This window comes from Micrococcus sp. FDAARGOS_333 (assembly GCF_002206575.2).
GTDB classification, from domain to species: Bacteria; Actinomycetota; Actinomycetes; order Actinomycetales; family Micrococcaceae; genus Micrococcus; species Micrococcus lylae.
The window spans coordinates 562,950-577,955 of the sequence record NZ_NJFJ02000001.1 but is presented as its reverse complement, the minus strand read 5'-3'; the positions used below and the strand labels follow the sequence as shown (position 1 = coordinate 577,955).

Here is a 15,006-nt window from a genome sequence, read left to right as displayed (position 1 = left end):
TAACGTCCGCCCCACCGTCGGATCAGGCCTTGGCGCTCGCCCAGCCGTAGGCGGAGTGGCCGGTGAGGCGACGGCCCATGATGAGGGACTGCACCGTCTCGGTGCCCTCGTAGGTGTGCAGCGCCTCGAGGTCCGCGAAGTGCTGGATCATGCCGTGCTCCAGCAGCAGGCCGTTGCCGCCCATGAGGTCCCGGGCGATGCCGGCGACCCGGCGTGCGGCGCGGGTGTTGTGGTACTTCAGCATCGAGGCGTGCTCACCGCGCAGCTGCCCGGCCGCCTGGAGCCGGGCCACGGCGGCGGCCTGCAGCTGCATGGAGGTGATGGCCTCGAGCATCTGGGACAGCCGCTCCTGCACGGTCTGCTGGGCGGCCAGCGGCTTGCCGAACTGCACGCGGGCCTGCGTGTACTGCAGGGCGCCCTCGAACAGGGCGGTGGCGTGCCCGAGGGCGGACCAGCCGATGTTCACGCGGGTGGCCTCGAGGACACGGGCGGTGTCCGCGAAGGAGTTCGCGCCCGGCAGCAGGGCCTCATCGCCGACCTTCACCGAGTCCAGGGTGATGAGGGACTGGTGGAGGGCACGCAGCACGCCCTTGCGCACGATCGGCTCGGCCGAGTATCCCTCGGTCTCCTGCGGGACGATGAACCCGCGGACCTGACCCTCCTCGTCCCGGGCCCAGACGAGGGTGATCCCGCCGGCGGCGCCGTTGCCGATCCACTTCTTCTGGCCGTCGATCACCCAGCCGCCGGCGACCTTCCGGGCGGTGGTCTCCAGCGCCACGGAGTCGGAGCCGTGCTCCGGCTCGGTCAGGGCGAAGGCACCGAGGAGCTCCCCGCGGGCCAGCCTCTGGGCGTACGCCGCCTTCTGCTCCTCGGAGCCGAGCTCCACCACGGAGCGCAGGGCCAGGCCACCCTGCACGGCGCAGGCCGCGGCGAGCGAGCCGTCCAGGCGGGACAGCTCCATGGTCACCAGGCCGGCCGCCAGCGGGGACAGGGTGTCCATGCCCGCCACGGCCACGCCGTCGGTGATGAGGCCGGCCGCGGCCACCTGCTGCACCAGGTGCACCGGGTACTCGGCGTTGTGCCAGGCCTCGGCGAGTTCGTCCAGCATGGGCGTGACGGTCTCACGGGCCTTCGCGGCAGCGGCGCGGTCGGCCTCCGTGGCGTCGGCGAAGGCGCCGAGGAAGTCGGTGTCCAGCGGGGTGCGGACGTCGATGTCGAGTTCCGGGGTCAGGCTCACGCCTCGCTCCTCTCCTTGCGCAGCACGCGCTTGAGCAGCTTTCCGGACTGGTTGCGCGGCAGCTCGTCCACGAACTCCACGGACTTGGGCACCTTGAAGCCGGCGAGGTTCTCCTTGACGTGGGCGATCACCTGCTCTTCGGTGACCTGGGCGCCGTCCTTGAGCACCACCACGGCGGTGATGGCCTCGATCCAGCGCTCGTCCGGGACACCGATCACGGCGACCTCGGCCACGCCGTCCACCTCGTAGACGCAGTCCTCCACCTCGCGCGGGGCCACGAGGACGCCGCCGGTGTTGATGACGTCCTTGATGCGATCCACCACCTGGATGTAGCCGGCCTCGTCCTGGGTGACCTGGTCGCCGGAGCGGAACCAGCCGTCCATGAACGCGGCCTCGGTGGCCTCCGGGTTGTTCCAGTAGCCGGAGAAGAGCTGCGGCGAACGGTACTGGATCTCGCCGGGCTCGCCGACCTGCACGGGCTCCCCGGTGGGGTCGACCACGCGGACCTGCACGTGCTGGGCGGGGCGGCCGCAGGAGGCCGGGCGGGCGTGGTGCTCCTCGGGGCGCAGCACGGTGCACAGCGGGGCCATCTCGGACTGGCCGAAGCAGTTGTAGAAGCCGAGCTTGGGGAACGCTTCGCGCAGGCGCTGCAGCACGGTGACCGGCATGATCGAGGCGCCGTACTGGGCCTTGGTGAGGGAGGTCAGGTCGTAGTCGCCGAGGTCCTCGCGGTTGGCCAGCGGCACCCACACGGTGGAAGCGAGGAACAGGGAGCCGATGTGCTCGTCCTGCACCAACTGCAGCATCTGACCGATGTCCGGCTTCTCGATGATCCGCAGCGTCGCGCCGAGGGACAGGTACGGCATGGCGAAGACGTGCATGGCCGCCGAGTGGTACAGCGGCATCGCGATCAGCGGGCGGTCCTCCTCGGTGAAGTCAAGCGCGATCAGGGTGGAGTCGTACTCCGCCACCAGCGCGCGATGGGTCATCACGGCGCCCTTCGGGGCGGAGGTGGTGCCGGAGGTGTAGAGCAGCTGCACCGGGTCCTCGGAGTGCACCTGCGGGAACGGCTCGGCCCCCTCGGCGGCACCGGCCGGGGTCTCGTCGAGCGCGAGCTCCTCCAGGCTGGTGATGCCGGCGGCGTTCTCCTCCGCCTGCTCCCCCTTCTGGAAGGGCACGACGACGGCCAGGGACTCCACCTTGCCGCTCGCCCGCACCTCGTCCACCAGGGATGCCAGGGCCTTGTCCACGACGAGGACGGTGGCGCCGGAGTCGTTGAGGATGTGGGCGAGCTCGCCGCCCTTCAGGCCCGAGTTCACGGGCACGTGGATGAGCCCGGCGCGGGCGGCGGCCAGGAACAGGATCAGGTAGAGGTCCGAGTTCATGCTGAACGCGCCGACGCGGTCGCCGGGCTTCAGACCGAGGCGCTGCAGGCCCCGGGCGGTGCGGTCCACGGCGGCGGCGAGCTCGGCGTAGGTGAGGGACCGCTCGCCGAAGCGGGTGGCGGTGTTGCGGCGGTAGGCGGCCGCGCTGCGGTCCAGCAGGTGGGTCAGGCCGAACTGGTACGCGGAGGCCGGCACCAACGAGGTGACATCGTGGGCGATGGTCATGGAGGCGTCCTTCCGTCGTCGGGCAGGTGTCAGGCGGCCGGGGTGCCGGCGTTGAGGTTTTCGATGATGGTGACGTTGGCCTGGCCGCCGCCCTCGCACATGGTCTGCAGGCCGTAGCGGCCGCCGGTGCGCTCGAGCTCGTGCAGCAGGGAGGTCATCAGGCGGGCGCCGGTGGCGCCGATGGGGTGGCCGAGGGCCATGGCGCCGCCGTTGGGGTTGACCTTGGCCGGGTCGGCGCCGGTCTCGGCGAGCCAGGCGAGGACCACGGAGGCGAAGGCCTCGTTGATCTCGACGACGTCCATGTCCTCGATGGTCATGCCCGCCTTGTCCAGGGCGTAGGCGGTGGCCGGGATGGGGGCGGAGAGCATCATCACCGGGTCGGTGCCGCGGGCGGAGAGGTGGTGGATGCGGGCGCGCGGGGTGAGCCCGTACTTCTCCACGGCGGCCTCGGAGGCGATGAGCAGGGCGGCGGCGCCGTCGGACATCTGGGAGGCGCTGGCCGCGGTGAGGATCCCACCCTCGGAGATGGGCTGCAGGGAGGCCATCTTCTCCCGGTCCGGGGTGCGCGGGCCCTCGTCCGCGGTGACGCCGAAGCAGGGGACGATCTCGCGGTCGAAGCGGCCGGCCGCCTGGGCGGCGAGCGCGCGCTCGTGGGACTGGACGGCCAGGTCCTCGGCCTGCTCACGGGTGATGTTCCACTTCTCCACCATCATCTCCGCGCCGCGGAACTGGGAGATCTGTTCGTCCCCGTAGCGGGCCGCCCAGGCCCCGGAGCCGGTGTACGGGTCCGGGAAGCCGAGGTCCTTGGCGATCACGTTGGACGTGGCCAGCGGGACGGCGGACATGGACTGCACACCGCCGGCGATCACCAGGTCCGAGGTGCCGGACATGACGGCCTGGGCCGCGTAGTGCACGGCCTGCTGGCCGGAGCCGCACTGGCGTTCGATGGTGGATCCGGGCACGTCCTCGGAACCGCCGGCGGCGAGCCAGGCGTTGCGGGCGATGTCCATGGCCTGCGGGCCGATCTGGTCGATGCAGCCGAGGATCACCTCGTCCACGTTCGCGGAGTCGCCGATCCTGTCCCCGTGGCGCTCCAGGAGAGTGCGCAGCGGGACGGCGGCGAGGTCCAGCGGGTGGACCTGGGCGAACCCCTTGCCGCGCTTGCCCACCGGGGTGCGGACGGCGTCGATGATGTAGGCCTCGGCCATGGAGCTCCTTACGTAGCGAGGGCTCGGGCGGCTCGCACACGCCCCCGGGCGCAGGACGCCCGGAGGGAATGCGGCCGACCGGTTCGGTTAATCGAGGCTAACCCTTGTGGCGCACAGCACACCAAGGCCCGTTCCACAGTGCGGACACGGCCGCGCCCCCACGGTGGCGGCCCCGGGCACAGCATGCCCCCGGACCGGCGGCGACCGCGTCGGCAGGCCGCGGGGCAAGTGCCCCCGGCGGAGCCGAGGGACCCAGGCGGAGGCGAGGGACCGTCGTCGGGAAGGAGCGCCGGCGCCTGCAGCGCAGGAGCGTGCAACAGCAAGGCGCCCCCGCCCGGTCGGCGGAGGCGCCCTGCCCACGGCAGGCTCGTCAGTCCTCGATCAGGTCGTGGACCTGGACCACCTGGTCGCGGCCCGGGCCGACGCCGATCGCGGAGATCCGGCAGCCGGACATCTCCTCCAGGGCCTGCACGTACTTCTGCGCGTTCTCCGGCAGGTCCTCCAGCGTGCGGGCGCCGGAGATGTCCTCGGTCCAGCCGTCGAAGTACTCGAAGATCGGCTTTGCGTGGTGGAACTCGGTCTGGGTCATGGGCATGCGGTCGTGGCGGACGCCGTCCACGTCGTAGGCCACGCACACCGGGATCTTCTCGATGCCGGTGAGCACGTCCAGCTTGGTGAGGAAGTAGTCGGTGAAGCCGTTGATGCGGGCGGCGTAGTGCGCCATGACGGCGTCATACCAGCCGGTGCGGCGCGGGCGGCCGGTGTTCACGCCGAACTCGCCGCCGGTGGTGCGCAGCTGCTCGCCCATCTCGTCGAAGAGCTCGGTGGGGAACGGCCCGGAGCCCACGCGGGTGGTGTAGGCCTTCACGATGCCGATGGTCCGGGAGAAGCGGGTCGGACCGATGCCCGCGCCCACGGACGCCCCGCCGGCGGTCGGGTTGGAGGAGGTCACGAACGGATAGGTGCCGTGGTCCACGTCCAGGTAGGTGGCCTGGCCGCCCTCCATCAGCACGACCTTGCCCTCGTCCAGGGCGTCGTTGAGCAGGTTCACGGAGTCCACGACCATCGGCTTCAGGCGGTCCGCGTAGGACAGGAAGTACTCCACGATCTCGTCCACCGTGACGGCACGGCGGTTGTAGAGCTTCACCAGCAGCTCGTTCTTCTGCCGCAGGGCGCCCTCGATCTTCTGCCGCAGGATCGACTCGTCGAAGACGTCCTGCACGCGGATGCCGAGGCGGGCGACCTTGTCCATGTAGGTGGGGCCGATGCCCCGGCCCGTGGTGCCGATGGCGCGCTTGCCGAGGAAGCGCTCGGTGACCTTGTCCATGGTCTGGTGGTACGGGGCCACCAGGTGGGCGTTGGCCGAGATCTTCAGGTTCGCGCAGGAGTGGCCGCGGGCCTCGAGGCCGTCGATCTCCTGGAACAGCGCCTCGAGGTTGATGACCACGCCGTTGCCGATCACCGGGACGGCGTTCGGGGACAGGATGCCGGCCGGCAACAGCTTCAGCTCGAACTTCTCGCCGTTCACCACCACGGTGTGACCGGCGTTGTTGCCGCCGTTGGGCTTGACCACGTAGTCCACGCGGCCCCCCAGCAGGTCGGTGGCCTTGCCCTTGCCCTCGTCGCCCCACTGGGCGCCGACGATAGCGATCGCTGGCATGTCATCTCTCCTACAGGGCCCGGACGCTGCCGCATCACGGGCCCGAACATGGAAAATGCTCCGTGCAATGTGCAGGGAGCCCTTGCACGGGGAGTCTACCAGCGTGACGCATGACACACTTCGGGGTATGACGGACCCGGCCCGCTCTCTATGCTGGACACCATGAGCCTGCCGCAGACGGGGGCGCACCCGGACCCCGATGACCCGCACTTCCAGGGCCGGCGTGCCCCGGGGGCCGCCGTCCACGACCCCCGCTCCGACGATCCCGCCGCCCACGATCCGTACGCGCGGGAACGGGCCTACCCCGCTCCGCCTCTGCGGGGTCCGTCCGTCGGCCTGTGGCGGGTGCCGGTCGTCTGGGCCGTGACCCTGGCCTTCCTGGCGATCCCGGTGATCGTGGTGACGCTGCGCGCGATGAACGGTCTGGCCGGGTGGATGATGCTCCTCTACATCATGCTCGGCGTGGCCCTGCAGGCGTTCGGCGGGCTGGCCGTCGGGCTGTCCCTACTGATGCTCCCCCGCGTGAACACGGTGCACGAGCGTCGCTCCGGCATCCGGCTCGGTGCCCCACTGACCGTCCTTCTCTGCGTCTGCTGGGCCGCCGGCGTCGCCGGACCGGCGATCCTCCCGGACGCCGGCGACGCCCCGGAGTCCGCAGTCGCCCTGCCCGTCGCCGAGCAGCTCTGGGGATACGACCTCGCCGCCGAGATCACGATGGCCGTCGGCCTGACCCTGGCCGCCGTCTCCCTGCTGTGCGGCGCCGCGGCGGTCCTCCTCTGCCTGGTACGGCGTCTGCGGGCACCCGCAGCCGACGCCGCCCCGATGCCCGCCGCGGTGCCGGCCCGCGCCACCGCGGCCTTCCCCCACGACCGACCGGAAGAGCGCCGGTGAGCACCGCCGGCGGCGCTCACGGCCAGCCCTCCGTGGGCCACGACCGCACGAACCTGCTGCTGCCGATCACCGTCGCCTTCGTCCTGCTGCCGCTGGCGGTGGTGCTGCTGCGCGCGGTCTTCGTGGGCTTCGGCTGGATCAGCGGGCTCTACCTGGCGGTCCTCGGCCTGCCGCATGCCCTCTGCGGCGCGGCCGTGGCGGCCGCGCTCTGGAGGCTCCCGCGGGCGAACCCGGAGCACGAGCCCACGCCGGGCGTCGTCCTCGGCAGGCGGCTGCGGCTTCTGCTGACGGCATGCTGGGTGCTCGGCGTGCTCGCGATCCTCGTCCACCCGGACTACACGGACGCCCCCGGCGGGGACGGTTTTTTCTTCGCCACCAGCCTCCTGGCCGACGCACTGGGCACCTCGGACGAGGTGCTCGCCCTCTGGCTCAGCCCGCCGCTGCTGCTCGGCAGCGCCGCCTGCGGCATCGCGGCGATCGCCACCTGCCTCCGCCGCAGCGGGGATCCCTCCATGCGAGTGACCTGAGTCACTCGAGGGGGGTTCGATGGAAGCCCCCGCCGAGGGGAACGTCTTCTCCCGAGCCATGCGCCCGGTCAACACCGTGGTGGAGAGGTTCATCCCCTCCTCCCTGATGTTCACGATCGTCCTGACCTTCCTGGTCGCGATCCTCTGCCTGCTGTCCTGGCTCGCAGGCATCCCGCGCATGCCGATCCAGTCCTACCTGTTCGTGTTCCTCGTGGCCGCCGGCTTCGCCATCCCGCCGCACCCGGAAGGGCCCTAGCGTGGGCACGTGGCGCCCCTGGGCCATGCTGCCGTGGGCGCGGGCCGCGATCATCTTCCCCGACGGTGGCGACCACCCGGACTCCGGCGCCACGACCCCGGTGCTCATGGACCTGCTCGGCAAGAGCACCGCGATGGACGTCGGCCTCGTGTGCGGCCTCGCCCTGATGGCCGTCAGCGTTCCGGCACGACGCGCGGCGGGGTGCCCCGCGGCACCGTCTCCAGCACCGCCCCGTGGGCGCCGGCCAGGCGGGCCAGGAACACGAGGTTGACCCGCTCGACGGGGTCTGGGTCCGCGGCCACGCCGCTGACGAGGATCCGCTCCGGCGCCACGCCACGGACGGCGGCGTGCTCCACCGTGAGGCGCGCGTGATTCTGCGTGCCCAGCCCGGGGCGCGCCACGACCGTCAACCCCGCCTCGAGCCCGGCCGCCCGCAGCGCGCGCACGGCGTCCACAGGCCCCTCGTCGGCCTCGGTCCACGCCACGGTGATCCCACCGGCGCCCTCGATGAGCAGGTGGTCGACGCCCGCGGCGAGGCGCCGCCAACGGCCCAGCTGCTCACCCAGAGACGGCAGAGGGGGCGTCCCCTCCCCCGCGTGGGCGACGGCGTCCACGGGGGCCATCGCGGGGCCGACCCGCGCCCCCTCGGACACGGTCAGGCGGGCCGGAGCGGCGGCGTCGAGCGCGCCGGATGCGGCGGCCGCGGCCACCAGGTCTCGGACGGCCTCGGCGTCACCCGCCTCTCCCGAAGCGACGCCCGTCTGCACCGGCTTGTCCACGTGCACGCGGAGCCCAGCCGCCAGGGCACGGGCCGCGAGCGCGGCGGTGCCCCACGTCTTGCCGACGTCCGTGTCCGTGCCGGTCACGACCTCGATGCGCATGCGTCCACTCCACTCTGCTCGATTCGGGTGACCTCGCCGCCGTGCCACGGTCCGGGCGTCACGAGCACGTGCTGCGGTGCCTGGAAGGAGAGCAGGCGCAGCCACGTCGCCGGAGGCCCGGTGAGCCGGGCGCCCGGCAGCAGGCGGGCGACCTCGCGGACCACGAGGGCGGTCTCGAGCTCCGCGAGCCCGGCCCCGAGGCAGCGATGAAGGCCGAAGCCGAAGGCGAGCCGGGCGTCATCGTGCTGTTCGCCGCTGAGGTGCAGCAGGAGCTCGTCCCCGGCGCGGATCTCGTGCTCGCCGACGCGGACGTCCGCCGTGGCGAGGCGCCGCCAGGTGGGCACCGAGGAGCTCGCCCGGAGGCACTCGGCCACGAGCTCGGCCGCGGCCGCCTCCGCTGCATCGGCTCCGGCGCCCCCGTCCGCCCCGGCGCCGAGCGCGGCCCAGCGGGCGGGGTCGGCCAGGGCGCGGGTGAGCGCGGTGGAGATGAGCAGCCGGGTGGTCTCCTGCCCTGCGATCACCAGGAAGTAGCCGAGGGAGACGATCCGCTCGTCGTCGACGCCGGCCTCGTGCAGCGCCGCGAACAGGTTGCCGGGCTGTGCGTCGTCCCCGCGCGCCTCGACGACGGCCCCGCGCAGCCACCGGTGGAAGTCGGCGGCGGAGCGGGCGAGCCGCAGCTGGCGGTCCTCGTCCGGCCAGCCCCAGAACAGTTCGAGGGAGTCGGCGCTCCAGCGGTGCAGCTGCGCCTCGGGCGGGTTGGGCACGCCGGTCAGGGCGGACATCACGCGCGCCGGGACCGCTGCCGCCACGGTGGTCGCCAGGTCCACGGCCCCGCCTGCGCGGCCGGTGTCTGCGAGGGCGGCCGTGAGGGCCGTCCGGGTGGTCGCGAGGATCCGGCCGCGGGCTTCGCGCACCTTCGCCGGGGAGAAGAACGGTGCCACGACGCGACGCACCGCCCGGTGCTCCTCCCCGCCGGCGGAGGCGAGCACGGGCGGCAGCCGGAAGCGGGCAGCGGCGAGGATGCGGCGGGCCGGGCCGCTCAGCGGGACGACCGCCGTGAGGGCGTTGTCCGAGGCGAACGTCCCGGGGTCGGTGAGCACGCGCCGCAGGTCGGCGGGATCGGAGATCCGCAGGTGGTCGCCGCGCACGGCCTCCGGCCGCGGGTCACCGTGGGAGAACGGACAGCCCGTGGACGCACCCCACGCCCGGGCGGCCACGCTCGCCACCGCCTCCAGCGCCGCCCGCAGCCGGGGCTCGGGGACGGCGGCGGTCACGCTCACGCGGAGGCGGGCGACGCCGTCGGGCACGCTGGGCGGGCGGAAGCATCCCACAAGGACACCGTGCGCGCGCAGTTCCGCGGCCGCGGCGACGGCCTGCGCCGGTCCGGGCATGCGGATCGAGTGGACGGCCCCCGCCCCGACCTCCACGTGCCCGGCCAGATCGGGCCGGCGGGTGAGGACGTCCACAGCCGTCTCCCGGACCCGCGCGAGCCGCGCCGCGGGCTCTCCCGTGGCGGCGATCCGGCAGGCGGCCGCCGCGGAGGCGGCGAGCACGGGGGCCAGGGCCGTGTCGAAGACGAAGGTCCGGGCGGTGTTCAGCACGTGGTCGCGCCAGGACGGCGCGTCGGGTCCGCCGAACAGGGCCAGACCGCCCTGGCCGCCGAGGGCCTTCGAGCAGGTGGCAGTGACCACGACGGGCGCCTGCCCCGCCCACAGTCCCAGGGCGCCCGCGCGGCTGCCGCCGGGCACCACGCCGAGCGAGTGGGCCTCGTCCACCACGAGCAGGGCGCCGTGTTCGGCGGCCAGGGCGGCCAACGCGGGCAGGTCGGCCTCGTCCCCGAGCACGGAGTACAGGGACTCGACCACCAGCACGATCCGTCGCGCCCGCCCTTCGGCGCGCAGCCGGTCGAGGGCGGCCCGGAAGGCGGGCACGCTGTTGTGCTCCACCGTGGTGACCGACGCGCCCGGCAAGGAGGTGAAGGCCCCTGAGCGGGCGGTGGCGGCGAGGGCGGCGCCGTCGCGCAGGCTCGCGTGGGCGTGCTCGTCCAGGAGGAAGGCGGTGCCCGGCCCGGCCAGGGCACCGAGGACGCCGAGGTTCGCGGTGTAGCCGGAGGAGAAGGCGAGGGCGGCATCCGCGCCGGCCAGCGCGGCGGCGGCGGACTCGAGGTCGGCGTGCGCCGGATGTGTCCCCGTCACCACGCGGGAGGCCCGCGCCCCGACCGGCCCCTCGGTGGAGACGCGCGCGGCGGCGGCCCGCACGTCCGGGTGGGCGGCCAGGCCCAGGTAATCGTTGGCGGCCAGGTCCACGACGTCCGACGACGGCGTGCCCGGCTCCGGCGGGTCGGCGCGGCGCTCCAGGCCGCGGCGCGCGCGGACGTCGGCCCGGGAGCGCAGCCACGAGGACCACGGGTCGGCGGGCGTGCTCGTGGCCGCGACGGCCTCGGCGGTGCTCATGCGCAGACCTCCCCGATGGCCCCGGTGACGGCCGCGCAGATCGTGGCGACGTCGTCGTCGGTGCTCACGTAGGGCGGCATCACGTACACCAGCCGCCGGAAGGGGCGTACCCACGCACCGCGGGCGACGGCGGCCCGAGTGACGGGCTCGACGTCCACGGTCCGGTCCAGCTCCACGACGCCGACCGCGCCCAGGACCCGCACGTCGGTGACGGCGGAAAGATCGGCGGCCGGCGACAGCCCGGCGCGCAGTCCGGCCTCGACGCGGGGCACCTGGGCGGCCCAGCCGTCACGCGGGTCGGTGAGCAGGTCGAGGGATGCGGAGGCGACCGCGCACATCAGCGGGTTGCCCATGAACGTGGGCCCATGGAGGAGCGCCCCGGGCATGCCCCGTTCCCGTCGGGAGACCGTCTCGGCCACTTCGGCGGTGCACAGCATGGCCGCGCCCGTCATGGTGCCGCCGGTGAGCGCCTTGCCGAGGCACAGCACGTCCGGAACGACGCCGGCCCATTCGCACGCGAGCCAGCGGCCGGTGCGGCCGAAGCCGGTGGCGATCTCATCGGCGATGAGCAGGAGCCCGTGCTCGTCGCACAGCTCGCGCAGCACGGCGAGGCAGCGCGGGTCGTAGACGCGCATGCCCCCCGCCCCCTGGAGCACGGGTTCGAGGATCACGCCGGCGATCTCGTCCGCGTGCGCGGCGGTGAAGGCGCGGGCCTCGTCCTCCCACGCGGCGAAGGCGGCGTCGTCGGCCTCCCAGTGGCCGGCCGGAACGGCGTCGGGCGCCGTGGGTGCCGCGGCGACGCCCTCGGGCATCCAGCGTGCCGCCGGCGGACGGGGCAGGAACAGATGCCGAGCCACGAGCGAGGTGAAGGCCGCGTGCATGCCGTCCACGGGATCGCACACGCCCATGGGCGCGGCGGTGTCCCCGTGGTAGCCGCCGCGGACCGTGAGGAATCGGCGGCGGCTGGGACGGCCGCGCGTCGCCTGGTACTGGAGGGCGAGCTTGAGCGCGACCTCCACCGAGACCGAGCCGGAGTCGGCGAGGAACACGTGCTCGAGCGCGGCGGGGGTGTGCGCGACGAGCCGTTCCGCCAGGTCGACGGCGGGCGCGTGCGTGAGCCCGCCGAACATGACGTGCGGGAAGGCCGCGGCCTGCCGGGTCAGTGCCTCGACGAGCACAGGGTGCCCGTGCCCGTGCACCACGGACCACCAGGACGCCATCGCGTCGATGGCGCGGTGACGCTCCCCGCCCGGCCCCTCGAGGTCGAGGCGGACGCCCCGGGCGCCGTGCACGGCGTAGAGCTGGTGGGCGCCGGCGGCCCCGTAGGGGTGCCAGAGGTGGGCGGCGTCGCGGTCGAGGAGGCCGGCTTCAGCGGGAGCGGTCACGGTGCGTTCAGGCGTTGGCGGGCTCGGCCGTGCCCGCGCCCCGACGGCGCAGCTCGGGCTTCACGGCGCCCTCGGAGCCCGTGTCGGGTCGAGCGTCCTCCGCGGCCCTGGCCGCCGAGGCGACGGCCGCACCGGAGCCGCACGGGCCGGCGTCGTCCGTGCCGCCGCAGCAGCCGCCGGCCGGGCCGCCGTCGTCGGTCGCGGCCTGCTGTGCACGCTCCTCGGCGCCGAGCACCGTGAAGCCGGCGTCGGCGATCATCTGCAGATCTGCCTCGGCGTCCTGGCCCTCAGAGGTGAGGTAGTCGCCGAGGAAGATCGAGTTGGCCACCTGCAGGCCGACCGGCTGCAGGGAGCGCAGGTGCATCTCGCGGCCGCCGGCGATGCGCAGCTCCTTGTCCGGGCACGCCATGCGGACCATGGCGAGGATCCGGAGGCACTCGAGGGGCGTGAGCTGCTGGTGGCCCTGCAACGGGGTGCCGTCGAAGGGCATGAGGAAGTTGACGGGGATGGAGTCGGAGTCCAGGTCGCGGAGCGCGAGGACGGCCTCGACGAGCTGCTCGTGCGTCTCCCCCATGCCCGCGATCAGGCCGCTGCAGGAGGACAGGCCGGCGGCGCCGGCACGCTGCACGGTGTCCACGCGCTGCTCGTAGGTGTGCGAGGTGCAGATGGACTCGTAGTGGGACTCGGCCGTGTTGAGGTTGTGGTTGTAGGCGTCGACGCCGGCGTCCCTGAGCTTCTCGGCCTGGCCGTCCTTGAGGAAGCCGAGGCACGCGCACACCTCGACGTCCGGGTGCTGGGCCTTGAGGTCGCCGACCATGCCGGCCACGCGGTCGACGTCGCGGTCCGTGGGACCGGTGCCGGAGGCCACCATGCACACGCGCGAGGCGCCGCCGGCGATGCCCAGGCCCGCCTGGCGGACGGCCTCCTCCGGCTTGAGCCACGTGTAGCGCAGGATCTCGGCCTCGGTGCCGAGCCGCTGGGAGCAGTAGGTGCAGTTCTCCGGGCAGAGACCGGTCTTGAGGCTGACCAAATAGTTGACCTTGACCGTGCGGCCGAAGTGCTTCTCGCGCAGGCGCGAGGCTGCCGCGACGATGCGGAACGTCTCCGCGTCCGGGGCGTCCAGCACGGCGACGGCCTCTTCAGCGGTGAGCACGTGGCCCGCCTCGATGCGGTCCACGAGGGTCTCCGGGTCGAGGAGGCCGGCGGCGGTCTGCTGGGCTGCGAGGGTCTGCGGAACGGCAGGAGTCATGGGGCACCTCGGGGTCGTCGGTCACGGCGATGTGATGCCCAGCACTGTAGCAGGATCATTGAACACTGTTCATCAACCCGCCTCGCCGCCCTCGGGGGCGGCCGTCGCAGCGGGGATCCCTCCATTAGAGTGACCTGAGTCACTCGAGGGGGTTCGATGGAAGCCCCTGCCCGCCCGCACCGGAGGGAGCCCTCTATGCCCACGTCCGCCCCCGCGCGCTCCGACGCGCAGACCCCCGCCGAGGGGAACGTCTTCTCCCGAGCCATGCGCCCGGTCAACACCGTGGTGGAGCGGTTCATCCCCTCCTCCCTGATGTTCACGATCGTGCTCACCTTCCTGGTCGCGATCCTCTGCCTGACACTCACCCCGGCCGGGCCCCTCGAGGTCCTGGACGGCTGGGGCGGGGGCCTGGCCGGACTGCTCGAGTTCATGACGCAGATGGCCCTCGTGCTGCTGCTCGGCCACATCCTGGCCAACACCGGGCCGGTCCGCCGCCTGCTGTCCTGGCTCGCAGGCATCCCACGCACCCCGCTGCAGTCCTACCTGTTCGTGTTCGTGGTGGCCGCCGCGGCCGCGCTGATCACCTGGGGCCTCGGCCTGGTGGTCGGCGCGCTGATGGCCCGCGAGGTCGCCGCCCGCGGCCGCGACCGCGGCGTGCAGCTGCACTTCCCGATGCTCGTGGCCTCCGGCTTCGCCGGGTTCGTGGTCTGGCACATGGGCTACTCGGCCTCCGGCCCGCTCACCGCGGCCACCGAGGGCTCCTTCCTCACCGAGTCTCTCGGCGGGCAGACCGTCCCCATCACCGAGACCGTGTTCTCCACCTGGAACATGCTCGCCGCGGCCGCGACGGTCCTGGTGGTCGGCCTGACCCTCTACCTCATCGCCCCGCGCGGCGAGACGAGGATCATCGAGCTTCCCGCGCAGAAGGCTGAGAAACAGGAGGTGGAGGCGGCCCCTCTGGAGACGCCGGCCGACCGCCTGGACGCCTCCCGCGTCCCCACCCTGCTGGTGGGCCTGGCCCTGACCGTGTACCTGGTCCGCCACTTCGTGCTCGGCGGGACCCTGACCCTGGACATCGTGAACTGGTCCTTCCTCGCCCTGATCCTGCTGCTGACCCGCTCGGCCCACGAGCTGATCGCACTGACGGCGAAGGCCGCCTCGAACGTGGGCGAGATCCTGCTGCAGTTCCCCCTGTACGCCGGCATCCTCGGCATGATGACCGCCACCGGGCTGATCACCGTGCTGTCCGACGCCCTGGTCTCCGTCTCCAATCCAGTGACCTTCGGCCTGTTCGCGTTCCTCGCTGCCGGCCTGGTGAACTTCTTCGTCCCCTCCGGTGGAGGCCAGTTCGCCGTGCAGGGCCCGATCATGCTCTCCGCCGGCGCCGAGCTGGGCGTGGACCCGGCCGTCACCATCATGGCCGTCTCCTACGGCGATCAGTGGACCAACATGATCCAGCCGTTCTGGGCCATCCCGCTGCTGGCGATCGCCGGGCTGAAGATGCGCGACATCCTCGGCTACACCACGATCGTGCTCATCGCCTCCGGCCTGGTGTTCGCGGCGACGCTGCTGCTCGTCTCGCTCTGACCCGGCCGGCGAGCTCATCGGTGCAGATGTGACGGGCGTCGGCGGCCGCAGAGGCCGCGGCA

General features: G+C 73.1%; 12 protein-coding genes. 4 read left to right on the top strand and 8 right to left on the bottom strand.

Translation table 11 applies throughout. The features are described 5' to 3' along the window. Positions 1 to 22 precede the first annotated feature (22 nt). From CEQ11_RS02710 to CEQ11_RS02695, 4 genes are all read right to left on the bottom strand, one after another. Entirely contained in the window at positions 23 to 1,237 is a 1,215-nt protein-coding gene (locus CEQ11_RS02710; RefSeq protein ID WP_088477675.1) for an acyl-CoA dehydrogenase family protein, read from the bottom strand. Then, positions 1,234 to 2,847 (bottom strand): fatty acyl-CoA synthetase, encoded by a 1,614-nt coding sequence (locus tag CEQ11_RS02705; RefSeq protein ID WP_088477674.1) that lies wholly within the window; start codon positions 2,845 to 2,847, stop codon positions 1,234 to 1,236. The genes CEQ11_RS02710 and CEQ11_RS02705 overlap by 4 nt, the downstream gene beginning before the upstream one ends. Positions 2,848 to 2,876: 29 nt before the next feature. After that, positions 2,877 to 4,055 carry an acetyl-CoA C-acetyltransferase gene (locus CEQ11_RS02700; protein WP_088477673.1) on the bottom strand — a complete coding sequence of 393 codons (1,179 nt, stop codon included), beginning with the start codon at positions 4,053 to 4,055 and terminating at the stop codon, positions 2,877 to 2,879. Between the two features lie 370 nt (positions 4,056 to 4,425). After that, complete coding sequence (locus CEQ11_RS02695) at positions 4,426 to 5,715, bottom strand: adenylosuccinate synthase (RefSeq protein ID WP_067191789.1); 1,290 nt, start codon at positions 5,713 to 5,715, stop codon at positions 4,426 to 4,428. A 162-nt stretch (positions 5,716 to 5,877) separates the two neighbouring features. On the opposite strand from CEQ11_RS02695, the gene CEQ11_RS02690 reads away from it, so the two are divergent. From CEQ11_RS02690 to CEQ11_RS02680, 3 genes are read left to right on the top strand one after another with little or no spacing between them, the layout of a single operon-like run. Beyond that, positions 5,878 to 6,606 (top strand): hypothetical protein, encoded by a 729-nt coding sequence (locus tag CEQ11_RS02690; RefSeq protein ID WP_127913446.1) that lies wholly within the window; start codon positions 5,878 to 5,880, stop codon positions 6,604 to 6,606. Beyond that, complete coding sequence (locus CEQ11_RS02685) at positions 6,603 to 7,133, top strand: hypothetical protein (protein WP_088477671.1); 531 nt, start codon at positions 6,603 to 6,605, stop codon at positions 7,131 to 7,133. Before CEQ11_RS02690 ends, CEQ11_RS02685 begins: the two co-directional genes overlap by 4 nt. 19 nt (positions 7,134 to 7,152) lie before the next feature. Then, complete coding sequence (locus CEQ11_RS02680; RefSeq protein WP_070637118.1) at positions 7,153 to 7,389, top strand: hypothetical protein; 237 nt, start codon at positions 7,153 to 7,155, stop codon at positions 7,387 to 7,389. Between the two features lie 173 nt (positions 7,390 to 7,562). Here the strand turns inward: CEQ11_RS02680 and bioD are convergent, their stop codons facing one another. From bioD to bioB, 4 genes are read right to left on the bottom strand one after another with little or no spacing between them, the layout of a single operon-like run. Further along, complete coding sequence (bioD, locus tag CEQ11_RS02670) at positions 7,563 to 8,270, bottom strand: ATP-dependent dethiobiotin synthetase BioD (RefSeq protein WP_088477670.1); 708 nt, start codon at positions 8,268 to 8,270, stop codon at positions 7,563 to 7,565. Next, a complete protein-coding gene (locus CEQ11_RS13030; protein WP_227718699.1) occupies positions 8,252 to 10,723 on the bottom strand; it encodes an aminotransferase class I/II-fold pyridoxal phosphate-dependent enzyme in 2,472 nt (823 codons plus the stop codon). The genes bioD and CEQ11_RS13030 overlap by 19 nt, the downstream gene beginning before the upstream one ends. Further along, on the bottom strand, positions 10,720 to 12,108 hold the full coding sequence (gene bioA, locus CEQ11_RS02655) for an adenosylmethionine--8-amino-7-oxononanoate transaminase (RefSeq protein ID WP_088477669.1): 1,389 nt from the start codon (positions 12,106 to 12,108) through the stop codon (positions 10,720 to 10,722). The genes CEQ11_RS13030 and bioA overlap by 4 nt, the downstream gene beginning before the upstream one ends. Before the next feature lie 7 nt (positions 12,109 to 12,115). Continuing rightward, a complete protein-coding gene (bioB, locus tag CEQ11_RS02650; protein WP_070637110.1) occupies positions 12,116 to 13,357 on the bottom strand; it encodes a biotin synthase BioB in 1,242 nt (413 codons plus the stop codon). 195 nt (positions 13,358 to 13,552) lie between these two features. On the opposite strand from bioB, the gene CEQ11_RS02645 reads away from it, so the two are divergent. After that, positions 13,553 to 14,944, top strand: coding sequence for a short-chain fatty acid transporter (locus CEQ11_RS02645; protein ID WP_369804907.1), 1,392 nt, complete (start codon positions 13,553 to 13,555; stop codon positions 14,942 to 14,944). Positions 14,945 to 15,006: the final 62 nt, after the last annotated feature.

Bases quoted from the DNA above. Each gene is read 5' to 3' on its own strand.
- CEQ11_RS02700 (WP_088477673.1), bottom strand. From the start codon at position 4,055: ATGGCCGAGGCCTACATCATCGACGCCGTCCGCACCCCGGTGGGCAAG.
- CEQ11_RS02690 (WP_127913446.1), top strand. From the start codon at position 5,878: ATGAGCCTGCCGCAGACGGGGGCGCACCCGGACCCCGATGACCCGCAC.
- CEQ11_RS13030 (WP_227718699.1), bottom strand. From the start codon at position 10,723: ATGAGCACCGCCGAGGCCGTCGCGGCCACGAGCACGCCCGCCGACCCG.
- CEQ11_RS02680 (WP_070637118.1), top strand. From the start codon at position 7,153: ATGGAAGCCCCCGCCGAGGGGAACGTCTTCTCCCGAGCCATGCGCCCG.
- bioB (WP_070637110.1), bottom strand. From the start codon at position 13,357: ATGACTCCTGCCGTTCCGCAGACCCTCGCAGCCCAGCAGACCGCCGCC.
- CEQ11_RS02705 (WP_088477674.1), bottom strand. From the start codon at position 2,847: ATGACCATCGCCCACGATGTCACCTCGTTGGTGCCGGCCTCCGCGTAC.
- bioD (WP_088477670.1), bottom strand. From the start codon at position 8,270: ATGCGCATCGAGGTCGTGACCGGCACGGACACGGACGTCGGCAAGACG.
- CEQ11_RS02645 (WP_369804907.1), top strand. From the start codon at position 13,553: ATGCCCACGTCCGCCCCCGCGCGCTCCGACGCGCAGACCCCCGCCGAG.
- CEQ11_RS02695 (WP_067191789.1), bottom strand. From the start codon at position 5,715: ATGCCAGCGATCGCTATCGTCGGCGCCCAGTGGGGCGACGAGGGCAAG.